Origin of the sequence: Roseovarius sp. (assembly GCF_030373445.1) — a bacterium.
Classification (GTDB): Bacteria; Pseudomonadota; Alphaproteobacteria; order Rhodobacterales; family Rhodobacteraceae; genus Roseovarius.
Window position 1 is genome coordinate 88819 of record NZ_JAUCYU010000004.1, and the last position, 22206, is coordinate 111024.

General features: G+C 63.7%; 23 protein-coding genes. 10 read left to right on the top strand and 13 right to left on the bottom strand.

The window, feature by feature from the left end:
- Positions 1-294 precede the first annotated feature (294 nt).
- Positions 295-720 (bottom strand): PACE efflux transporter, encoded by a 426-nt coding sequence (locus QUV18_RS08835; protein WP_300893391.1) that lies wholly within the window; start codon positions 718-720, stop codon positions 295-297.
- A gap of 185 nt (positions 721-905) precedes the next feature.
- On the opposite strand from QUV18_RS08835, the gene QUV18_RS08840 reads away from it, so the two are divergent.
- Positions 906-1748 carry a DUF305 domain-containing protein gene (locus QUV18_RS08840; RefSeq protein WP_300893392.1) on the top strand — a complete coding sequence of 281 codons (843 nt, stop codon included), beginning with the start codon at positions 906-908 and terminating at the stop codon, positions 1746-1748.
- A 42-nt stretch (positions 1749-1790) separates the two neighbouring features.
- On the opposite strand, the gene dnaJ is transcribed toward QUV18_RS08840, so the two are convergent.
- Positions 1791-2945 carry a molecular chaperone DnaJ gene (gene dnaJ / locus QUV18_RS08845; RefSeq protein ID WP_300893393.1) on the bottom strand — a complete coding sequence of 385 codons (1155 nt, stop codon included), beginning with the start codon at positions 2943-2945 and terminating at the stop codon, positions 1791-1793.
- A 65-nt stretch (positions 2946-3010) separates the two neighbouring features.
- Positions 3011-4927 (bottom strand): molecular chaperone DnaK, encoded by a 1917-nt coding sequence (dnaK, locus tag QUV18_RS08850; protein WP_300893394.1) that lies wholly within the window; start codon positions 4925-4927, stop codon positions 3011-3013.
- Positions 4928-5143: 216 nt separating this feature from the next.
- On the opposite strand from dnaK, the gene QUV18_RS08855 reads away from it, so the two are divergent.
- The gene (locus QUV18_RS08855; RefSeq protein WP_300893395.1) at positions 5144-5749 is read left to right on the top strand and encodes an alpha-ketoglutarate-dependent dioxygenase AlkB; all 606 of its coding nucleotides are present in this window, start codon (positions 5144-5146) and stop codon (positions 5747-5749) included.
- On the opposite strand, the gene QUV18_RS08860 is transcribed toward QUV18_RS08855, so the two are convergent.
- On the bottom strand, positions 5746-6357 hold the full coding sequence (locus tag QUV18_RS08860; protein WP_300893396.1) for an SH3 domain-containing protein: 612 nt from the start codon (positions 6355-6357) through the stop codon (positions 5746-5748). The two genes, QUV18_RS08855 and QUV18_RS08860, sit on opposite strands and share 4 nt — an antisense overlap.
- A complete protein-coding gene (locus tag QUV18_RS08865; protein ID WP_300893397.1) occupies positions 6354-7175 on the bottom strand; it encodes an ABC transporter permease in 822 nt (273 codons plus the stop codon). Before QUV18_RS08865 ends, QUV18_RS08860 begins: the two co-directional genes overlap by 4 nt.
- A 135-nt stretch (positions 7176-7310) precedes the next feature.
- On the opposite strand from QUV18_RS08865, the gene cysQ reads away from it, so the two are divergent.
- The 8 genes from cysQ (at position 7311) to QUV18_RS08905 (ending at position 16392) form a co-directional block, all read left to right on the top strand.
- Positions 7311-8108 (top strand): 3'(2'),5'-bisphosphate nucleotidase CysQ, encoded by a 798-nt coding sequence (gene cysQ / locus QUV18_RS08870; protein WP_300893398.1) that lies wholly within the window; start codon positions 7311-7313, stop codon positions 8106-8108.
- Positions 8108-8908 (top strand): manno-octulosonate cytidylyltransferase, encoded by an 801-nt coding sequence (locus QUV18_RS08875; protein WP_300893399.1) that lies wholly within the window; start codon positions 8108-8110, stop codon positions 8906-8908. Before cysQ ends, QUV18_RS08875 begins: the two co-directional genes overlap by 1 nt.
- A 163-nt stretch (positions 8909-9071) precedes the next feature.
- Entirely contained in the window at positions 9072-9965 is an 894-nt protein-coding gene (gene galU / locus QUV18_RS08880) for a UTP--glucose-1-phosphate uridylyltransferase GalU (protein ID WP_300893400.1), read from the top strand.
- A 15-nt stretch (positions 9966-9980) separates the two neighbouring features.
- Positions 9981-10964, top strand: a complete 984-nt coding sequence (gene galE, locus QUV18_RS08885) for a UDP-glucose 4-epimerase GalE (protein WP_300893401.1) — start codon at positions 9981-9983, stop codon at positions 10962-10964.
- Between the two features lie 44 nt (positions 10965-11008).
- Positions 11009-12031: a glycosyltransferase family 2 protein gene (locus QUV18_RS08890; RefSeq protein ID WP_300893402.1), complete on the top strand. Its 1023-nt coding sequence runs from the start codon at positions 11009-11011 to the stop codon at positions 12029-12031.
- Positions 12032-12251: 220 nt separating this feature from the next.
- On the top strand, positions 12252-13238 hold the full coding sequence (locus QUV18_RS08895; protein ID WP_300893403.1) for a glycosyltransferase family 2 protein: 987 nt from the start codon (positions 12252-12254) through the stop codon (positions 13236-13238).
- Positions 13239-13257: 19 nt separating this feature from the next.
- Positions 13258-14958: a beta-1,6-N-acetylglucosaminyltransferase gene (locus QUV18_RS08900; protein WP_300893404.1), complete on the top strand. Its 1701-nt coding sequence runs from the start codon at positions 13258-13260 to the stop codon at positions 14956-14958.
- Between the two features lie 6 nt (positions 14959-14964).
- Positions 14965-16392, top strand: coding sequence for a sulfotransferase family 2 domain-containing protein (locus tag QUV18_RS08905; RefSeq protein ID WP_300893405.1), 1428 nt, complete (start codon positions 14965-14967; stop codon positions 16390-16392).
- 7 nt (positions 16393-16399) lie between these two features.
- On the opposite strand, the gene QUV18_RS08910 is transcribed toward QUV18_RS08905, so the two are convergent.
- From QUV18_RS08910 to QUV18_RS08945, 8 genes are all read right to left on the bottom strand, one after another.
- A complete protein-coding gene (locus tag QUV18_RS08910; RefSeq protein ID WP_300893406.1) occupies positions 16400-16864 on the bottom strand; it encodes a PTS sugar transporter subunit IIA in 465 nt (154 codons plus the stop codon).
- Positions 16865-16912: 48 nt separating this feature from the next.
- The gene (gene raiA, locus QUV18_RS08915) at positions 16913-17476 is read right to left on the bottom strand and encodes a ribosome-associated translation inhibitor RaiA (RefSeq protein WP_300893407.1); all 564 of its coding nucleotides are present in this window, start codon (positions 17474-17476) and stop codon (positions 16913-16915) included.
- 248 nt (positions 17477-17724) lie between these two features.
- Positions 17725-18489: an LPS export ABC transporter ATP-binding protein gene (gene lptB / locus QUV18_RS08920; protein ID WP_300893408.1), complete on the bottom strand. Its 765-nt coding sequence runs from the start codon at positions 18487-18489 to the stop codon at positions 17725-17727.
- The gene (gene lptA, locus QUV18_RS08925) at positions 18486-18887 is read right to left on the bottom strand and encodes a lipopolysaccharide transport periplasmic protein LptA (protein WP_300893792.1); all 402 of its coding nucleotides are present in this window, start codon (positions 18885-18887) and stop codon (positions 18486-18488) included. The genes lptB and lptA overlap by 4 nt, the downstream gene beginning before the upstream one ends.
- 98 nt (positions 18888-18985) lie before the next feature.
- Positions 18986-19600 (bottom strand): LPS export ABC transporter periplasmic protein LptC, encoded by a 615-nt coding sequence (lptC, locus tag QUV18_RS08930; protein ID WP_300893409.1) that lies wholly within the window; start codon positions 19598-19600, stop codon positions 18986-18988.
- Between the two features lie 2 nt (positions 19601-19602).
- The gene (locus QUV18_RS08935) at positions 19603-20214 is read right to left on the bottom strand and encodes a ribonuclease D (RefSeq protein ID WP_300893410.1); all 612 of its coding nucleotides are present in this window, start codon (positions 20212-20214) and stop codon (positions 19603-19605) included.
- Between the two features lie 95 nt (positions 20215-20309).
- Positions 20310-21467 carry a UDP-galactopyranose mutase gene (gene glf / locus QUV18_RS08940; protein ID WP_300893411.1) on the bottom strand — a complete coding sequence of 386 codons (1158 nt, stop codon included), beginning with the start codon at positions 21465-21467 and terminating at the stop codon, positions 20310-20312.
- 84 nt (positions 21468-21551) lie between these two features.
- A complete protein-coding gene (locus tag QUV18_RS08945; RefSeq protein WP_300893412.1) occupies positions 21552-22205 on the bottom strand; it encodes an ABC transporter ATP-binding protein in 654 nt (217 codons plus the stop codon).
- Position 22206: the final 1 nt, after the last annotated feature.

Here is a 22206-nt window from a genome sequence, read left to right on the forward strand (position 1 = left end):
AGCTGTCAAGGGCGATCTCCTCAATCCGGCGAGACCGGAGAAAGGCCATCGAAATGGCAAAGAGAGCGCCTTGGCACTCAATCAAATCAGATGTGTATCACGACGATACCAACTGTAATACGGGCAACAACATCGAGCGCGAAAATCTGCGTTCCGGCACCGGCGGAAAGCCGAAATGCCGGGAATGCAAGCGGCTCGGGTAGTACCGCTCAAAAGATAAGGCTAGGCAGGTGCGAACTTGCCTAGCCAGCTATCGAAACTCTAGTGGCCAAACCGCGCCTACGTCGCCACCCTCTAAGCCCGCTGCGGCGCCTCGGGCGGGTAGAGGCGGTCGTAGCCAAGCGTGAAGACGAAGGTGTAGCCGAGGTAGAAGACCGCGAAGGAGAGGTCGAGCAGCAGGGCCGCGAGGAGCGAAATGCCGAGCCACCACGCCACGACCGGCAGGAGGAGCGCCATGAAGGTCAGCTCGAACAGGGTGGCGTGGGCGATGCGCAGGGGCAGGGTTTTGCGGGCCGTGCCGCGCCAGCGCAGGAGGGCATGGTCGAAGCCGAGGTTGAAGAGATAGTTCCACAGTGTCGCCAGCGTACCGCTGATGATGGCGAGCACGCCGATCTCGGCCATGCCGTGATCGAACAGCCATGAGAAGAGCGGGGTGACGATGAGGATGCCGAGGATCTCGAAGGCGAGGGCCTGGCGGATACGGTCGAGGGTGGTACGCACGGGAAATCTCCGAAAAGTGCCGGGTCGTCCCGTGGAAAGATCGGTGGATCGGGCGAGGTCGTCCTTGCCTGAGGGGGAGATACGCACCCGGCTTCGGAAAATCAAGCCGCAGGACGTCATGGAACCTTCCAGCGCTGTAACCCCGTTGATTGTGTAGGGAGGATCGATACGAAAGGAGGTTTTCCATGTCCTACTGGCGCTTTTTCGCGATGATCGGGACCTCGACATTGGTGATGTTCGGGCTGATGTACCTGAACACCTATCTTTGGCCGCACGCGCTTTTCAGCGAGACGCGGGCCTACATGGCGGTGCTGATGGGCGCGACCATGGCGGTGATCATGCTGTCCTTCATGCTGGCGATGTATACGAACCGGAAGGCGAATATCGCGATCTTCACGGGCAGCGTGATCTTGTTCGCGGCGATGCTGTACCTCGTGCGCAGTCAGGTGACGGTGGAGGACCGGAGCTTCATGCGGGCGATGATTCCGCACCATTCGATTGCCATCATGACCTCGAGCCGGGCGAACATTTCCGACCCGCGGGTGCGGAAGCTGGCCGACAGCATCATCGCGGCGCAGAACAAGGAGATTGCCGAGATGAAATACCTGATCGCCCATCCCGAGGAGGGCAGCGCGCCCATTCCCGCGCGGTCAGGCGGCGAGGTGGCGCCGGTGGCCACCGTTGACGAGGCGCTGTCGGAGGTTCGGGTCGAGACGCTGGATGCCGAGGCGATGAGCGTTGACGAGATCGGCGGCGTGCTGGATGGCGAGGCGGATTGCCGGTTCCTGCGGACGCTGGACAGCCCGGCGGTTCTTGCCACCGATGGCAGCGGCGCGGCGGTGATGAAGGTGAACGGGCGGCTCGTTGAACTGCAGGGCGATGCGGAGGCCGGGTTTGCGGCCGAGGGCGTCTATTTGCAGGTGACACGCGTGGAGGGTGCCACGCAAGCGGCGGCCGACCTTGTCATGACCCTCGATGCGGGGCTGACGGTGGGCTATCGCGGGTTTTACGAGTGTAAGGGAGCCTGAAGCGCATACCGGCGCGCCGAAGGGGCGCGCCGGGTAGGGCGATCAGCTTTTCATCGAGTCCCAGAAGCTTTTCACCGAGGAGAAGAAGCTCTTGCTCTCGGGGTTGTTGTCTTCGCTGAGACCGGCGAATTCGCGCAGAAGCTCTTTCTGGCGCGAGGTCAGGTTGACCGGGGTTTCGACCGCCAGTTCGATGAACATGTCGCCATGGGCGCCGCCGCGGAGCGAGGGCATGCCCTTGTTGCGCAGGCGCATCTGGCGCCCGGTCTGCGAGCCTTCGGGGATCTTCACCCGGCTGCGGCCGCCGTCGATGGTGGGCACCTCGATATCGCCACCAAGGGCGGCGGTGCTGACCGAGACGGGCACGCGGCAGAACAGGTTCTTGTCCTCGCGCTGGAACAGCTCGTGCGGGGCCACCTCGATGAAGATGTAGAGGTCGCCCGCCGGACCGCCGCGCATCCCGGCCTCGCCTTCGCCGGCGAGGCGGATGCGGGTGCCGGTTTCGACGCCCGCGGGGATGTTCACGCTGAGCGAACGGTCGCGTTCCACCCGGCCATGGCCGTGACAGGACTTGCACGGGTTCTTGATGATCTGGCCCAGCCCCGAACATGTGGGGCAGGTGCGTTCGACCGTGAAGAACCCCTGTTGCGCGCGGACCTTGCCCATGCCCGAGCAGGTCGGGCAGGTGGTGGGCTCGGCGCCGCCTTCGGCCCCGGTGCCGTCGCAGGCGTCACAGGTGACGGAGCTGGGCACGTTGATGGTCTTCTGCAGGCCGCCATAGGCCTCTTCGAGCGTGACGCGCAGATTGTAGCGCAGGTCGGACCCGCGCGAGGCGCGCTGGCGTCCGCCGCCGCGCTGGCCGCCCATGAAATCGCCGAACAGGTCGTCGAAGACGTCGGAAAAGGCCGAGGCGAAATCGCCCTGGCCGGCGCCGCCGCCCATGCCGCCGGGGCGCGGGCCGCCGCCCATGCCGCCATCGAAGGCCGCGTGGCCGAAGCGGTCATAGGCCGCCTTCTTCTCGGGGTCTTTCAGGACGTCATAGGCCTCGCCCGCCTCCTTGAATGCCTTCTCGGAGTTGGGGTTGTCCTTGTTTCGGTCGGGGTGAAGTTCCTTGGCCTTCTTCCGGTAGGCTTTCTTGATCTCGTCTGCCGACGCGCCCTTTGAGAGCCCAAGTACTTCGTAATAGTCGCGTTTGGACATCTCGGATCTCCTTCAAAAGGTCAAACGGGGGCCCTGAGCGGGCCCCCGGTCAACCGTCGCGCCGCTCACGCGCGCTTGTCGTCGTCGAGATCCTCGAAGTCGGCATCGACGATATCGTCGTCGTCCGAACCGCTGCGGTCGGCCGCGGCGGGCTCGTCATCCGACTCTTCCTGGCTGGCCTTGTAGATGGCTTCGCCCAGCTTCATCGCGGCCTCGGTCACGTTCTGGATGCCGGCCTTGATCTTCTCGGCGGTGGCATCCTCTTTCTCGAGCTCGTCCTTGAGCGCCGCGATGGCCAGTTCGATCGCCTCGATGGTGGTCGGGTCGACCTTGTCGCCATGCTCTTCCATCGACTTCTCGGTCGAGTGGATGAGGCTTTCGGCCTGGTTGCGGGCCTCGACCATACCCTTGCGGGCCTTGTCGGCTTCGGCGTTCTCCTCGGCGTCCTTGACCATCTTGTCGATGTCTTCCTCGGACAGGCCGCCCGACGCCTGGATCGTGATCTTCTGCTCCTTGTTGGTGCCCTTGTCCTTGGCGCCGACGGAGACGATGCCGTTGGCGTCGATGTCGAAGGTCACCTCGATCTGGGGCATGCCGCGGGGGGCCGGCGGGATATCCTCGAGGTTGAACTGGCCGAGCAGCTTGTTGTCCGCGGCCATCTCACGCTCGCCCTGGAAGACACGGATCGTCACGGCCGACTGATTGTCTTCGGCGGTCGAGAAGATCTGCGACTTGTTGGTCGGGATCGTGGTGTTGCGGTCGATCAGGCGGGTGAAGACACCGCCCAGCGTTTCGATGCCCAGCGACAGCGGGGTCACGTCGAGCAGGACCACGTCTTTCACGTCACCCTGAAGCACGCCGGCCTGGATGGCGGCGCCCATGGCGACGACCTCGTCGGGGTTGACGCCCTTGTGGGGCTCTTTCCCGAAGAACTTGGTCACTTCCTCGACGACCTTGGGCATGCGGGTCATGCCGCCGACGAGAACGATCTCGTCGATTTCACTGGCCGACATGCCGGCATCTTTCAGCGCGGCCTTGCACGGCTTGAGCGAGGCCTGGATCAGGTCGCCGACGAGGCTTTCGAGCTTGGCGCGGGTCAGCTTGATGACCATGTGCAGGGGCTGGCCGCTCGAACTCATCGAGATGAACGGCTGGTTGATCTCGGTCTGCGAGGAGGAGGACAGCTCGATCTTGGCTTTCTCGGCCGCCTCTTTCAGGCGCTGCAGGGCCATCTTGTCCTGCGTGAGGTCGACGCCGTGTTCCTTTTTGAACTCGTCCGCGAGGTAGTTGACGATGCGCATGTCGAAGTCTTCACCGCCGAGGAACGTGTCGCCGTTGGTGGATTTGACTTCGAAGAGGCCGTCGTCGATCTCGAGGATGGTGACGTCGAAGGTACCGCCGCCGAGGTCATAGACCGCGATGGTATGGGTGTCTTCCTTGTCGAGCCCGTAGGCCAGCGCGGCGGCGGTCGGTTCGTTGATGATCCGCAGCACTTCGAGGCCGGCGATCTTGCCGGCGTCTTTCGTGGCCTGACGCTGGGCGTCGTTGAAATAGGCGGGAACGGTGATGACGGCCTGCGTCACCTCTTCGCCGAGGTAGCTTTCGGCGGTTTCCTTCATCTTGCCGAGGATGAAGGCAGAGATTTGCGAGGGCGAATACTTCTCGTTCCGCACGGAAACCCATGCGTCGCCATTGCCGCCGTCGATGACGGAGAACGGCATGTTCTTCTTGTCCTTGGCGAGATCCGGGTCGTCGACCCGGCGGCCGATGAGGCGCTTGACGCCGAAGATGGTGTTTTCGGGGTTGGTGACCGCCTGGCGCTTGGCCGGCTGGCCGACGAGGCGTTCGTCTTCGGTGAAGCCAACGATGGAGGGGGTCGTCCGTGCCCCTTCCGAGTTCTCGATCACGCGGGCCTGGCTGCCATCCATGAGGGCGACGCAGCTGTTGGTGGTGCCGAGGTCAATACCAATCACTTTGGACATGTTTTTCGATCCCTTCTTCTTAAGGCGATTTCAACGATGACCGGACCCTTTATGGCATCCGGCCCCGATACTCGGGCAGACCGGGCGAGGCCCGTCCTGCGCTTCCGGGCGTATATAGGCAGGCCGGTTGGCCCCTGCAAGCGCCGCTGCGCGGCGTAACCTGCAAAATTGGAACAACTGAGGTAGGAAGGACGCGGAATCGGACCGGAGGGTGAGATGAAGCCGACGCAGACGATCAGGGGCGTGGATGTTTACGAGGGATTCCTCGACCGCGCGGGGCAGGCACGGGTGGTCGAGGATATCCGCGGGGTGGCGGAGGCGGCGCCGCTGTTCTCGCCGATGACGCCCTATGGCAAGCCGATGCGGGTGAAGATGACCTCGGCCGGGACATACGGGTGGTATTCGGACCGCAAGGGATACCGGTACGAGCGGCAGCATCCCGACGGGCAGGACTGGCCGGCGATCCCGGAGAGCGTGCTGGCGATCTGGCGGGCGCTGGTCAGCGAAGAGCGGATGCCGGATTGCTGCCTGGTGAACTATTATGACGAGGCCGCCCGGATGGGGATGCACCAGGACCGGGACGAGGCCGATTTCGGCTGGCCGGTGCTGTCGGTGTCGCTGGGCGACGAGGGGCTGTTCCGGATCGGCAACGCCACGCGGGGCGGCAAGACGCAGTCGGTCTGGCTGCGGTCGGGCGACGTGGTGGTGCTGGGGGGCGAGGCGCGGCTGCTTTACCATGGGCTCGACAAGATCCGGTTCGGGACTTCGACGCTGTTGCCCAGGGGCGGGCGGATCAACCTGACGATGCGGGTGGTGGATTAGGGTGCGACCGAGCAGCAGCCGGAATAGACCTTCACCTCGGTCTTGTCGGTCACAAGCAGGTCGATCCCGAGGCCGTAGGCGCGGTCGGACATGCCGTCGGAGCACTGGTTGCGGCCGACCATGGCGGTGACCACGGTATCGCCGCCGTCGGCAAAGAGCGCGTGCCGGTCGGGCCGGTTGGCCGAGGGCACGACGAGAACATCGGCGAAGGGCACTTTGGTGTCCAGGCGGGTCATCTCAGCCTTGCGGTCGGGGGTGAGGCTGAAGGACCAGAACGGCTCTGTCCCCGAACAGGCGAGGTTGCGGGCCAGGCCGGTGGCGGGCTGGCCGGGCTGGCGGGCCATGTAGCGCAGGGCGACCCAGCCGGACGCCTCGCCGGTATTGATGAGGCCCCATTCGCCGGTCTTGTCGGAATCGACCACTTCGAGACCGGCGGCATCGGGCGGCAGCTTGGCGATCACGGCGTGATCGGTGGACGGGCCCGAGCGGACGTTGAGCGTATCGTTGGCGGCAACGCCGGAGACGTCGTAGATCGCCGGCAGGGTCTGGGCCGAGGCAGCCACCGGGACGAGCCAGAGGCACAGGCAGAGGAGGAACGCGCGCCTCACCGGCGTGCGCCCCAGCTGCTGGAGACATGCTGACGCGTGTAGAATTCGCCCATCAGCCCCAGCATGATCAGCACCAGGGCTGCGATGATCGGGTACTCGATATTCGAGTTGCGCGGGAAGTAGTTGATGAAGACGAAGCCGCGCGCCTGGTCGATGCAGTGGAAGAGAGGGTTCCAGTCGAACAGCATCAGCATCGTGGGCGGCAGGGCGTTGGCGACGAACATCTTGCCCGAGGCGATCATGTTGGCGCGCTGGTAGACCTGCGTGAAGACGGACACGAATGTGGGGAACCACGGCTTGACGGCCAGCAGCACCAGCCCCACGGCGCAACCGGTGAACCACGCCAGGAGGAACATCGAGAAGGCGAGCACCGGTTGATCGACCTCGTAGGGTTTGAAGACCACGTGGTAGACGAAGAGGATGGTGAGCAGCGACAGCGCCTGGATGTAGAGCGTGCTGAGCGCGCCGGCGGCGATGGAGATGATGGTGTTCATCGGCGCATGCTGCATCATCGGCGAAGCGGAGGTTTCCGCCCCCGAGACGGCGCCGACGGATTTGACATGGGTGATGTAGAGGAAGATGCCCGACATCACGTAGAGCAGGAAATCGCCACGCAGCTTCGCCCCGCGCAGGCCGAGGATGGTGAACATCACGTAGAAGGCGGCGACGAGAACGACCGCCTGTAGCATGTTCACGGCGATGGCGAAAAAGGCGTTGTTGTGGGTGCTGCGCACCTTGCGGACGGTGGCGTGATAGATCAGTTCACCGATGGCGAACGCGGACTGAATGAACGATCGCGGTCTTGTCTGCTGAAACATTTGTCCTGCCGCCTGTGAACTGCTCGAAATATGCCACGGATTTCTTGCCGACCCGTTATGATCGTATCATAAGGGGCGCCGACCGATCTAGCAACATGGCCGTGATCCGGCCCAACCCCTATTTGGAGCAGCCCATTGGATTATTCCGACTTCGTGCCCGTCGCCCGCCGCCTTGCGCTGGAGGCCGGCGACAGGATCATGGACATTTACAATTCGGACGACTTCGACGTGAAGGTGAAATCGGATGACAGCCCGGTGACCGAAGCCGACGAGGCGGCGGATGCGCTGATCTCGGAGGGGCTGCGCAAGGCGTTTCCGGACGTCCTTCTGGTGACCGAGGAGCAGGCGGCGTCGCATAGCGAGAGGGCCGAGACGTTCCTGATCGTCGATCCGCTGGACGGGACCAAGGAGTTCGTCCACCGGCGGGGCGATTTCACCGTGAACATCGCCTATGTCGAGAACGGCGTGCCGACCCGGGGCGTGGTGTATGCCCCGGCGAAGGAGCGGATGTTCTACACGCTGGCGGATGGCAGCGCGGTCGAGGAAGCCGGACCGTTCGACAAGGACGCCCCCGGTGAGTTGTCGCCGATCCGGGTGGCGGATGCCGACAACGGCGCGCTGATGGTGGTGGCGAGCAAGTCGCACCGGGACCAGGCGACCGACGATTACATCAACAAGTACGCGGTGAAGGATTCCAAGAGCGCGGGTTCGTCGCTCAAGTTCTGTCTCGTGGCGACGGGCGAGGCCGATCTCTACCCGCGCGTGGGCCGGACAATGGAATGGGACACCGCCGCCGGCCATGCCGTGCTTCAGGGGGCGGGCGGCAAGGTGGTGCGATTCGATGACCACAGCCCGCTGACCTATGGCAAGGAAGGCTATGCCAACCCGTTCTTCATCGCCTATGCGCCCGGCGTGGAGCTGAAGCCCGCCTGATGGGTGTGCTGATCGTCATCCCGGCGCGCTATGCCTCGACCCGGTATCCGGGCAAGCCTTTGGTCGAGCTGACCGGCGCCACCGGCGAGAAACGCTCGCTGGTCGAGCGGAGCTGGCTGGCGGCGAAGGCCGTCGAAGGGGTCGACCGGGTGGTGGTTGCGACCGATGACGATCGCATCCGCGAGGCGGCCGAGGGATTCGGCGCCGAGGTTGTGATGACCTCGGAGGGCTGCCGGAACGGGACGGAACGCTGTGCCGAGGCGCTGGACGCGCTGGGCGGGGGTTACGATATCGTCGTGAACCTGCAGGGGGACGCGCCGCTGACGCCGCCGTGGTTCGTGGAAGACCTGATCGCGGGCATCCGGGGCGACTCGGAGGCGGACGTGGCAACGCCGGTCCTGGTCTGTGACGGCCGCGCGCATCGCAGCTTCCTCGAGGACCGGGCGCAGGGGCGCGTGGGCGGGACGACCGCAGTGTTCACAAGGGACCGGCACGCGCTCTATTTTTCGAAGGAAGTCGTACCCTATACCGGCAGGACCTATGCCGACGAGGAGGCGACGCCGGTTTATCACCATGTCGGGGTCTACGCCTATCGCCCCGGCGCGTTGCGCGCCTATCCGACGATGGAGGCCGGGCCGCTGGAAGACCTGGAGGGGTTGGAACAGCTTCGATTCATGGAGAACGGTCACACGGTGCTGTGCGTGGAGGTCGAGGCGCGCGGGCGGCAGTTCTGGGAGCTGAACAACCCCGAGGACGTGGAGAGAATTGAGGCGATGATGCAAGCCATGGGTCTTGCCTGAGCCTTATTTAAAGGCATAAAGAGGATTATTATCGGTTGTCGGCTGGCAGGCTGAGAGAAATATTGCTCAAAGGCTGTTAATAAAGAATGAATTTCCTTCGGGCCCGTGCGTGTGTTCACAAATTGGTATAGAGAAAGCCCGAAATCAGAGCGAGGAGCTGCTCATGCGCAAAAAAGTGTCGAAAGCGATCTTTCCGGTCGCGGGTCTTGGAACGCGGTTTCTACCGGCGACGAAGTCGGTGCCGAAAGAGATCATGACGCTGGTCGACCGTCCGCTGGTGCAATACGCGATCGACGAGGCGCGTGCGGCGGGGATCAAGGAATTCATCTTCGTGACGTCGCGCGGGAAGAGCGCGCTCGAGGACTACTTCGACAACGCGCCCCAGCTTGAACAGCAGCTTCGCAAGGCCGGCAAGACGGAGCTTCTGGATATCCTGAAAAGCACCGATATGGACAGCGGCGAAGTCGCCTATCTCCGGCAGGCCAAGCCGATGGGGCTGGGCCACGCGGTGTGGTGCGCGCGGCGGCTGATCGGGAACGAGCCCTTTGCCGTGGTGCTGCCCGACGACATCATCGCCGCCGAAAAGCCCTGCCTCGCGCAGATGGTCGAGGCGTTCGAGGAGACGCAGGGCAACATCGTCGCGGCGATGGAAGTGCCAGAGGACAAGGCGCAGGCCTATGGCGTTCTCGACGTGAAGGAGGACATGGGCCGGATCGTCTCGACCAAGGGGCTGGTGGAGAAGCCGGCGCCGGGCGAGGCGCCGTCGAACCTTGCGGTGATCGGGCGGTATATCCTGACGCCGAAAGTGCTGCAGCAGCTCAACAAGAAGCGGGCCGGGACCGGCGGCGAGATCCAGCTGACCGATGCCATTGACGACGCCCGCGACGACGGCGAGGAAGTCTATGGCTTCCGCTTCGAGGGGCAGCGCTACGACTGTGGCTCGAAGGCCGGCTACCTGCAGGCGACGGTGGCCTTCGCGCTTGCGCGTGACGACCTCCGCGCCGATCTCTGGGCCTTCCTGAACGAGGTGGTCCACGCCGAGAAGGCCGCCCAGTAAAGCCGGAGACCTGAATTGAGCAACATCCTCGTCACCGGCGGCGCCGGGTATATCGGCTCGCATGCCTGCAAGTGCCTGAAGGCGGCAGGCTATACGCCGGTGACATACGACAACCTGTGCACCGGCTGGGAAGAAGCGGTGAAGTTCGGGCCGTTCGAGCAGGGCGACCTGCGCGATGCCGACCGGCTGGCGCAGGTTTTCGCGGCCTACCAGCCCAGCGCGGTGATGCATTTCGCCTCGCTGAGCCAGGTGGGTGAAAGCATGCGCGACCCCGGTATCTACTGGGACAACAACGTGTCTGGCTCGGTCACGCTGTTGCGGACGGCCGTGGAGGCCGGGTGTCTCGATTTCGTGTTCTCGTCGACCTGTGCCACCTATGGCGACCAGGACAACGTGGTGCTCGACGAAGATTGCGTGCAGCGGCCGATCAATGCCTATGGCGCCTCGAAGAGGGCGATCGAGGACATGCTGACGGATTTCGAGGCGGCGCACGGGATGCGGAGCGTGATCTTCCGCTATTTCAACGTGGCCGGCGCCGACCCCGAGGCGGAGGTGGGCGAGTTCCACCAGCCGGAGACGCATCTTATCCCGCTGGTGCTGGATGCGGTGGACGGCAAGCGGGATGCGTTGACGATCTTCGGCACGGATTACGACACGCCCGACGGCACCTGCATCCGCGATTACGTGCACGTGATGGACCTGGTGGAAGCGCATGTGCTTGGCCTGAAATGGCTTGAGGAAAAGCGCGGGAGCCGGGTGTTCAACCTGGGCACCGGCAGCGGATTTACCGTGCGCGAGGTGATCGACCATGCGCGTGCCACCACGGGCCGCGAGGTGCCGGTGATCGAGGGGTCCAGGCGACCCGGAGATTGCACCAAGCTGGTGTCCGGCTCGACCCGGGCCAAGGCCGAGCTGGGATGGGAGCCCAAGCGTTCGACCATGGCCGAGATGATCGCCGACGCGTGGCGCTGGCACCAAACTGGACATTACGACAAATAACGCCGATTCTGGCGCCGAGGCTGCAGGAAACGGACATCGGGCAGATGGGCTGGCTGGCGGAGGCGTCGACGAAATACAGGCTGCGCTGGAAGCGGCGGCGGCTGTTGTTCCGTGCGCTGCGGAAGCGGCGGCAGCTTTCGCCGGTGATCGACCGGACGGCGCAAATCGCGCCCGGCGCGATCCTTGCGGCATCGACGGTGCGGAACGAGGCGGTGCGCCTGCCGTTTTTCCTGGAACATCACCGCAAGCTGGGGGTGGCGCACTTCCTGTTCGTCGACAACGCGAGCGATGACGGGACGCGGGAATACCTTGCCCAGCAGCCCGACGTTTCGCTGTGGTCGACGCCCGAGAGTTACCGGCTGTCGCGTTTCGGGCTGGACTGGCTGACCTGGCTGATGATCCGGCATGCGCATGGGCACTGGTGCCTGACGCTGGATGCCGACGAAATCCTGATCTACCCGCATCATGACACGCGCCCGCTTCCCGCGCTGGTTGATTGGCTTGAACGCACCGGGCGAAGCTCGTTCGGGACAATGATGCTGGACATGTACCCCAAGGGGCCGGTCAGGGCGCAGGAGTATCGCGCCGGCGAAGACCCGTTCGAGGCGCTGTGCTGGTTCGATGCGGGAAATTACATGATCCAGAAGCAGCCGGTGCATCAGAACCTGTGGATCCAGGGCGGGGTTCGGGCGCGGTGTTTCTTTGCCGATGAGCCGCGTCGCGCGCCGACGATGGGGAAGGTGCCGCTGGTGAAGTGGAACCGGCGCTACGTGTATATCAACTCGACCCACGCGCTGCTGCCGCGCGATTTGAACCGGGTGTATGACGAGGCCGGCGGGGAGGAGACCTCGGGCCTGCTACTGCATACGAAATTCCTGCACACGATCGTGGATAAATCGGCCGAGGAAAAGGAACGGGGCGAGCATTTCGCCAACAGCGCGCTATACGAGTCCTACTATGATGCGCTGGTGGAAAACCCCGACCTTTGGTGCGAGGCGTCGACGAAGCTGACGAGCTGGCGGCAGCTCGAGGCGATGGGGCTGATGTCGCGGGGCAACTGGATTTGATCATGTTCCCCGCTGCCCGCCTGATTTGTTGCCATTTTCAGATGCTTGCGTATTGTGCCCCCTACGAGTTGGGGGCCGCCTTGCCGGGGCCGGGGGGATCAGCCAGGTTTCAGGCGTTTGGCAGCAGGCAGGCTTACGTTAACGATCGGGGCGTAATGTCCGGCGTCATGGTGGCGCGGAAGCAGGGCAGGAAGCAGTGAGCCTTTGGCAGTCATATATCATGCGGCTGCGCCGGAAGCGGGCCCAGATCAGGGCGTGGCGCAAGCATTTCGCCGTGAAGCCGGTGCGCGACCGCACCAAGCAGATAAAGCCCGGTGATATCCTGCTGTTCTCGACCTTCCGGAACGAGAACGTGCGCCTGCCCTATTTCCTTCAGTATTACCGCAAGCTGGGCGTGTCGCATTTCCTGATGGTCGACAATGACAGCGACGATGGCGGGCGGGAGTTCCTGACCGGGCAGCCGGACGTGTCGCTGTGGACCACCAAGGCCAGCTACAAGCGGTCGCGCTTTGGCGTCGACTGGCTCAACTGGCTGCAGCGGAAGTATGGCGACGGGCACTGGACGCTGGTGGTCGACCCGGACGAGCTGTTCGTCTACCCGTTCTGCGACACCCGGCCGGTGCGGGCGCTGACCGACTGGCTGGACAGTTCCGGGGTGCGGTCATTCGGGGCGATGCTTCTGGATATGTACCCGAAAGGCCGGATCGATGCGGTGAATTACCGGCCCGGGCAGGACCCGGTGGAGATTGCCGCGTGGTTCGACCCGGGGAATTACATGATCGAGCGGAACCGGTCCTACTGGAACCTGTGGATCCAGGGCGGGCCGAGGGCGCGGGTGTTCTTCCCCGACCGGCCCAAGAAGGCGCCGGCGCTGAACAAGATACCGCTGGTGAAGTGGGACCGGCGCTATGCCTATGTGAGTTCGACCCACACGCTTTTGCCGCGGGGTCTGAACCTGACCTATGACCAGTGGGGCGGCGAGAAGGCGAGCGGGGTGCTGCTTCATACCAAGTTCCTCGACACCCTGCCGCAGAAGGCGGAGGAGGAGCTGAAGCGGCGGCAGCACTATTCCGGCAGCGTGGAGTACAAGGCATACGCCGCAAGTATTCAGAGGAATCCAGAGCTTTGGTGCAATTGGTCGGAAAAATATATAAACTGGCGGCAACTAGAGATACTCGGACTGATGTCAAAGGGTAACTGGGCGTGAGGGAAGGGGCGGCACGGGCATGAGCGTTGGCATCATCATGCTGGTACATACGGCGTTCGACCGGGCCGAGCAGGTGGCCCGGCACTGGGCCGCGGCCGGTTGCCCGATCGTCTTCCACGTCGACAGGAACGTGCCTTCCAAGACCTACAACACTTTCGTCAATGCAATGTCGGACCTGCCGGACGTGCGTTTCGTCAAGCGGCACCGGTGCGAATGGGGCACCTGGGGCCTTGTCGCGGCGACGCAGGAGGCGGGCGAGACGATGCTGGCGGAGTTTGCCGATGTGCGGCACGTCTACCTTGCATCGGGCGCCTGTCTTCCGCTGCGTCCGGTTCAGGAGCTGATCGACTATCTCGCCGACCGGCAGACCACCGATTTCATCGAGTCGGCGACGACGGCGGATGTTCCGTGGACGATCGGCGGGCTGGACCAGGAGCGGTTCACGCTGCGGTTTCCGTTCTCGTGGCGCCAGCAGCGCTACCTGTTCGACAAGTACGTGCAGTTCCAGCGGGCGGTGGGCTACAAGCGGCACATTCCCAACGGCGTGGTGCCGCATATGGGTAGCCAGTGGTGGTGCCTGACGCGGCAGACGCTGTCGGCCATCCTGGAAGACCCCGAGCGCAAGGCATATGACCGGTATTTCCGGCGCGTGTGGATTCCCGATGAGAGCTATTTCCAGACGCTGGCGCGGCTCTATTCCCGCAAGATCGAGAGCCGGTCGCTGACGCTGTCGAAGTTCGACTACCAGGGCAAGCCGCACATCTTCTACGACGACCACCTGCAGCTTCTGCGGCGGTCGGATTGCTTTGTCGCGCGGAAGATCTGGCCGTTTGCCAACCGGCTGTACGATGCCTTCCTGACCGACCAGGACAGCGCGATGAAACGGACCGAGCCGAACCCCGGCAAGATCGACCGGATCTTCTCGAAAGCCGTCGAGCGGCGGACGCGGGGGCGGCCGGGGCTTTACATGCAGAGCCGGTTCCCCGCGCCGGGGCGCGAGGGCGGGCTGACCTGTGCGCAGTACTCGGTCTTCGAGGGGTTCAGCGACCTGTTCGAGAATTTCGAGCCGTGGCTGGCCAAGGCCACCGGCGCGCGGGTGCATGGCCACCTCTTCGCCAAGGAGCGGGTGGAGTATTCCGACGGGCAGCACGTGATGAACGGCGCGCTGAGCGACAGCGCGAAGCTGCGCGATTACAACAAGCGGGCCTTCCTGACCAACCTGATCTGGAACACGCGGGGCGAGCGGCAGTGCTTCCAGTTCGGGCCGCGCGACATGATCGAGGAGATCGAGTGGGATATCGCCAAGGACCCGAACGCGCAGATCTCGGTGATCACCGGGGCGTGGGCCATTCCGCTGTTCAAGTCGAACAAGAATTTCTCGGACATCCGGAAGGAGGCCGCGCTGTTGCAGCAGATCGAGAGCGAGCATCTGAAGGCGCTGCGGTCTGAATGGGCCAAGGCGCGAATCCGTATCTGGACGCTGGCGGAGTTCATCGAGGCGCCGATGGAGCCCTTGCAGACGGTCATCGACGAGATCGGCAAGCAGTATCAGCGCGGGTTGGCGGAGGTGCCGAAGATGGCCGACCTGACCGGGTTTGGCCAGTTCCTTCAGAACCTCAAGAACCAGGGGATGCACCCCTACCTGATGGGGGATTTCCCGGTGGCGCATGGCCGGCACGAGCCGCAGCAATCGAAACGCAAACCCTACCTGGTGCGGTAACGCGAGATGGGGGACAGGTTCGATTATTTCGTGGTGTTCGCGGAGATGCGGACGGGGTCGAATTTCCTCGAGACCAACCTGAATGCGTTCGAGGGGTTCACCTGTCACGGCGAGGCGTTCAACCCGCATTTCATCGGCTACCCGAACGCCACGCATATCCTTGGCGTGACCCAGGCCGACCGGGAGGCCAACCCGGCCGCGCTGATCGCGACGATCCGGGACAAGACCGAGGGGATGGGCGGGTTCCGGTTCTTCCACGACCATGACCCGCGGGTGCTGGATATATGTCTCGACGATCCGCGCTGTGCCAAGATCATCCTGACCCGCAACCCGGCCGAGAGCTATGTCTCGTTCAAGATCGCGCAGGCGACGGGGCAGTGGAAGCTGACCAACGTCAAGCGTCGCAAGGATAGCCAAGTGGCGTTCGACGCGAAGGAGTTCGAAGCGCATGTCGCCGAGCTTCAGGAGTTCCAGGTCTACCTGATGAACCGGTTGCAGGTGAGCGGGCAGACGGCCTTCTACGTCGATTACGAAGACCTGCAGGATGTCGAGGTGATGAACGGGCTGGCGATGTTCCTCGGGTCGGAGGAGCGGCTGGAGAAGCTGGACGAGTCGCTGAAGAAGCAGAACCCCAGCCCGCTGTCCGAGAAGGTGTCGAACTTCGATGCGATGGAGCGGTCGATCTCGGGGTTGGACAGGTTCAACCTGAGCCGGACGCCGAACTTCGAGCCGCGCCGCGGGCCGGCGGTGCCGGGCTTCGTGACCGGTGCGCGGGCGCCGCTTCTGTTCATGCCGATGCGTGGCGGGCCGGAGGCCGAGGTGCTGGAGTGGCTGGCGGGTCTGGACGGCGTGCCGGTCGAGACGCTGCCCACTCAGATGAATCAGAAGGGCCTGCGCAAGTGGAAGCGGAGCAAGCCGGGGCACCGGAGCTTTACCGTGCTGCGGCACCCCGTGGCGCGGGCGCATGCGGCGTTCTGTTCCCGTATCCTGCCGCGGGGGCCGGGGACGTTCGCCGATATCCGCAAGACGCTGCGGAACTTCCACAAGCTGCCGATTCCCGGGGATCAGCCGGGGGAAGATTACGACGTGGCGGCCCATCGCGCGGCCTTTGTCGCGTTTCTCGAGTTCCTGAAGGCCAATTTGAACGGTCAGACCAGCATCCGGGTCGACGCGCACTGGGCGAGCCAGTCGGCGGCGTTGCAGGGCATGGCGCAGTTCGTGCTGCCGGACGTCATCCTTCGGGAAGAGGAAATGCGGCCGGCGCTGGCGCGGCTGGCGGGGGAAGTGGGATACCCCGACGCCCCGGCGCCGGGGCCGGCAGAGGCGGACAACCCGCATGCGCTGGCAGATATCTACGACGCGGAGATAGAGGCGCTTGCCGCGCAGGTCTATCAGCGCGACTACATCCTGTTCGGGTTCGGGCCGTGGGGGTGAGCCCCGGTCAGGCGGCCTGAACCGACTGGGATTCCGTCAGGATCGTGTAGAGCGTGGCCGGGTCGGAGTTGGCCCGCAGCTTGGCGCAGAGCGCGGGGTCGCGCAGGGTGCGCGATACGAGCGCAAGCGCCTTGAGGTGTTCGACCCCTGCATCGCTGGGGGCGAAGAGGGAAAAGACGAGGTCGACCGGCTGGCGGTCGACCGCGTCGAAATTGATCGGCTTTTCCAGCACGACCATGGCGCCGATCACTTCCTCGACGCAGTCGAGCCGGGCGTGGGGCAGGGCAACACCGTGGCCGACGCCCGTCGGCCCAAGGCTTTCGCGCTCCTGCAAGGCGTCGATCGCGTTGGTGTGGCTGACATCATAGGCGGATTCCACGATCATGCCGAGTTCGTGAAAGAGCCTTTTCTTGCTCGATACACCAGACAATACACGCACGGCCTCGGGTTTGAGGATCATTGAAACGTCCATCTTTTGCTCCGCGGAAACGGCCCGCTACCCTATACCCAGCTACTCGTTCTAGGGGTCGATCCAGCCAATGTTTCCATCGTCCCGGCGGTATACGACATTGAGCCCGTTCTTCCCTTCATTCCTGAAGACGAGTACGGGAACACCTGCAAGCTCCATCTGCATGACCGCTTCGCCGACCGAAAGAGACGGTATCTTGGTTTCCATCTCGGCCACGATGATCGGCTGCAGGCTTTCGGGTTCCGAATCCTCGCCTTCTTTTTCAGACGCGAGGATATAGGACGATGCGCCTGCGAGTTCAACAGGCACTGCGCGTGCACGATGATGATCTTTCAGGCGGCGTTTGTAGCGCCGCAGCTGTTTCTCCATCTTCTCGCTGCACTGGTCGAAAGCGGCATAGATTTCATGGGCTTGCGCCTTGGCCTGCGCCGTCAGACCGGTCGAGAGGTGAACGGTCGCCTCGCAGGCGAATTCGCTCGAACTCTTGGAAAATATGATCTGCGCATCGGTGGGCCGTTCGGCATACTTCTCGATGACGCCTTGCAACTCCTGCTCCACATGGGACTTCAGGGCATCGCCGACGTCGATATGTTTTCCACTGATCTGATAGCGCATCGTGCCTCCTCTTTAGTGACGCGACGGATCGGCCGGCGGCAGAGTGACGCCCCCGGAAAAGCCTGATCCAAACAACACGTGGCAGCATGCTTCGGGCTTGTTCCTGCGCCGTCCCGTTGATGCGGGGCCTATGCGACGACAGACGGTAAGCCAGAAGTTCATGTGACAATTGACGCGGTTTCCGGGGCGCTTGTCAATGGAGTATGACGGGCGGATGACGCGAAACGCGGCCAAGTGCCGGGCGTTGTTCAGGATATCCGGAAATTGTCGCCGAGATAGACTCGGCGGACATTCTCGTTGGCGACCACGTCTTTCGGGCTGCCGGACATGAGGACCTGGCCGTCATGCAGGATATAGGCGCGGTCGACGATCTCGAGCGTTTCGCGGACGTTGTGGTCAGTGATCAGAACGCCGATGCCGCGGGTCTTGAGGTCGGCGACGAGGCGGCGGATATCGCCCACCGAGATCGGGTCGACCCCGGCAAACGGTTCGTCGAGCAGCAGGTATTTCGGGTCGGCGGCGAGGCAGCGGGCAATCTCGACCCGGCGGCGTTCCCCGCCGGACAGCGCCAGCGCGTGGACGCGGCGGAGGTGCTCGATGGAGAACTCCGAGAGCAGCCCCTCGAGCTTTTCGCGGCGCTTGTGGCGGTCGCGTTCCGAGATGTCGAGGATGGACATGATGTTGTCCTCGACCGACATTCCGCGGAAGATCGACATTTCCTGCGGCAGGTAACCGATGCCGAGCTTGGCACGGCGGTACATCGGCAGGGTCGTCACGTTGCGCCCGTCGATCATGACCTGCCCGCCCTCGGGGTAGACCAGCCCGGCGATGGCGTAGAACGTCGTCGTCTTGCCCGAGCCGTTGGGGCCGAGCAGCGCCACGACCTCGCCCTGTTCCATCTCGAGCGAGACGTCGCGGATGACAACGCGCTTCTTGTAGCTCTTGCGGATGGCCTTCACGCTGAGCCCGGTGTTGTGATGCGCCAGGTGCAGGTGGCGTTCGGACACGGTCATTCCTCGCCCCCCTGATTGAGGACGGTTTTGACCCTGCCCGACATGCGGGCGGTACCTGCGCGGGTATCGACAACCATGGTCTCCGAAGATAGGGCGTTCGCGCCCTGCAACAACAGCACGTTGCCCTGCATCTCGATCATTCCGGTCTCGATATTGTAGTCGGCGCGGGCGGCTTCGGCGGCATCCTGCCCACTGACCAGCGTGACACCGCCGGTGGCCTGAAGGGTTTTGATGCCGCTCTGGTCTTCCTTGTAGACGACCAGGACGCGCGGGGCCGACAGGCGCATGTCGCCCTGTCCGATCTTGACGTTACCGGTGAAGACGGCGGTGCCGTCCTCCTGGTCGACATCGAGATTGTCGGAGGTCACCTCGACGGGGAGGTTGCTGTTCTCCTGCATGTTTCCGAAGGCAACCTGGGCCCCCTGTGCCGCGGCGAGGCCGGGTACGGCCAGGAAAACGGCGGCGGCAAATGCTTTGAACCAATAGGACACGGGGATCATTCCTCGGAAATTTGCGGTTGGTATATCAGCTTGACCCCGTCGGTGAAAAGCAAATGTGCGTTGCCGGTTTCGGCGTTGTTCTCAAGTACCATCCGGCCCGCCGAAAGGTCGCCCGCGGGGGCGGTGCCTTCGACCGGGCCGGGACTTTCGGCGTAGAGATCATCGAAGCGCGCCTTGAGCAGCTCGGTCTCCATCACGTAGCCGGTGGTGGTTTCGATATGCACGTTGCCGGCGAGCGAGGCGGTCTGGGTATACTGGTTCATCTCGCCGCGGTCGGAGGTGATGTTCACCTTGGCGCCGGAGCTGAGCAGGAAGTCGGCCGTGACGTCCTCGGCGAGGAAGAGCCGGGAATCCTCGGGCGAGGGGCGTGAGCGGACGGTCTGGACGATCACCTCGTCGCCCGAGCTGGTGACGCCGGCGAAGGTGGCATTGGTGGCGCCCTGGTCCTGGGCGCGCTGCTGGAGGTCGATATCGACCATCGGCAGCCCCTCGTTCGGGTCGAAATTGTTGGAGATCAGGAAAAGGGTCGAGAGGATGCCAAGCGCGGCCATCGGCAGGATGATCTTCATCCATGCCACGACACGGGAATGAAGATTGTCCCGCCGCGCCATCGTCAGTGGGCGAAAATGTCGATCTCGGGCCAGCCTTCGAGATCGAGCCTGGCGCGGGTCGGCAGGAAGCCGAAACAGGCGCCGGCGAGGTCGGTGCGGCCTTCGCGGGCGAGGCGTTCGTCGAGCTTCTCGCGAAGCTGGTGGAGGTAGAGCACGTCGGAGGCGGCATAGTCGAGCTGCGCCTCGGACAGCTCGGGCGCGCCCCAATCGGAGGATTGCTGCTGTTTCGAGATGTCGACGCCGAGCAATTCCTGCAACAGGTACTTGAGACCGTGGCGGTCGGTATAGGTGCGGATCAGCTTGCTGGCGATCTTGGTGCAGTAGACCGGCGCCGCCAGCGCGCCGAAGGCGTTGTACATGGCGGCAATGTCGAACCGGCCGAAATGGAAGAGCTTGAGCACGTCGGGGCTCACGAGCAGGGCTTCGAGATTGGGGGCGCTGGCCTGGCCCTGCGCGATCTGGACGATATGGGCATTCCCGTCGCCGCCCGAAAGTTGCACCACGCAGAGGCGGTCGCGTTGCGGGTTGAGTCCCATCGTCTCGCAATCGATGGCCACCACGGGGCCGAGGTCGAGCCCGTCGGGCAGGTCGTTGCGGTAGAGATGGTTCGCCATGTCGCCTCTTTCCCTTGCTGCGCGCGGACTTTTCACCGGCGCGGCAATTCATGTCAATCATCAAAGCCGTGCCCGTGCGGGCGACCGGTGCGGGGTCAGAGCGGCGATCTGAAGAAGGTGGGGACGGGGCGTCCGTTTTCCAAGGCGTCCCGGAAACCGCGGGCGGTCTCGAGCGACTCGCGGATCGTCACGTCCATATCGAGGTAGCGATAGGTGCCGAGCCGCCCGACGAAGGTGGTATTGCCGGCCGTTTCGGCAAGCGCCGCATACTCGGCCAGCAGCGCCTTCTCCCTTACCTGCCGGATGGGGTAATACGGAATGTCCTCCGGCCCGCAGGCGCGGGAGTATTCGCGGTAGCACACGGAGGCGGCGTGGCTCTCCCACGGGGCGAAATGCTTGTGTTCGGTGATGCGGGTGTAGGGAATGTCGGCGTCGCCGAAATTCATGACCGCGCAGCCCTGGTAATCGCCCTCATGGGTGAAGCGTTCGAAATCGAGCGTGCGATAGCCCAACTGCCCGAGCCGGTAGTCGAAATACCCGTCGAGCGGGCCGGAATAGAAGACGTGATCGAAGTCGGCCGCCTGCGACCGGTCGAACCGGGTCGACAGGTGAACGGTGATGGACGGGTGATCGAGGATCCGGGCGACCAGCTCGGTATAGCCCTGCTCGGGAAGGCCCTGGAAGCGGTGGCTGTAGTAATTGTCGTTGTAGTCGAAGCGCAACGGCAGGCGTTTGAGGATCGAGGCGGGCAGCTCGGTGGGGTGACAGCCCCACTGCTTCATCGTGTAACCCTTGAAAAAGGTCTCGTAGAGGTCCCGTCCGATGAACTTGAGGGCCTGCTCCTCGAAGTTTTGCGGGGTGTCGATGGTGGTGTCGGCCTGCGCGTCGGCAATGAAGGCGCGCGCTTCTTCCGGGCGCAGGGTGGTGCCAAAGAACTGGTTGATGGTGTGCAGGTTGACGGGCAGGGAAAAGACCTGTCCGCGGGCGGTGGCCTTGACCCGGTTGATGTAGGGCCGGAACGGGGTGAACCCGTTCACGTAATCCCAGACTTCGGCATCGTCCGTGTGGAAGATATGCGGCCCGTAGGTATGGACTAGGACACCGGTCTGCGGGTCACGCTCGGTATGGCAGTTGCCGCCGATATGGGTGCGGGCATCGACCACGGTGATGTCGAACCCGGCATCGGCCAGGGCGCGGCCGATGACCGCCCCGGACAGCCCGGCCCCCACCATGAGGAGTTTTCCTGTCGCCATGCCTGTGCGCCTCGCGCGGATTCGTGTTCTGGCTGTTAAACGTGAAAGGCCGGCTACTGCAACCCGATCAGCCGGACGGCCGGGTCATTTCAACTGTTCGGTGTGATACTCGATCGCTTCGTCGAGATCCTCGAAATAGGTCACGCTGCCGTTCTCGAGCACCAGGCCGGAATCGCAATACTTTCGGAGGCTGGGCATCGAGTGGTTCACGACGATGGCGCTGGAATGCGACATCCGGGCCTGGAACACCTCTTGGCTCTTGGACTTGAAGCGGGCGTCGCCGACGGCGGTCACCTCGTCGACCAGGTAGGTGTCGAAATGTATGCCCATCGACGCGCCGAAGGCGAGGCGTGCGCGCATGCCGGAGGAGTAGCTTCGAACCGGCATGTAGAAGAAATCCCCGAGCTCGGAGAACTCCTCGACGAAATCAATCAGCTCTTCGGTGTCGACGCCGTAGATGCGGGCGAGGAACTTGACGTTCTCGGCGCCGCTGAGCTCGCGGTGGATGGAGTTGGCCTGGCCGACCGGCCAGGAGATCGACCCGTCGGTGACGATGCGCCCGCTGTCGGCGTTCATCGTGCCGGCGATGATCTGCAGCAGGGTCGATTTGCCGGCCCCGTTGCGCCCCAGCAGCCCGAGGGAGCGGCCGCTGGGCAGCGTCAGGTTCAGGTTGTCGATGACGACCTTCTGCTTCCCCTTGATCCAGAAGCTCTTGCTCAGGTTCTCGAAGCGGATCATG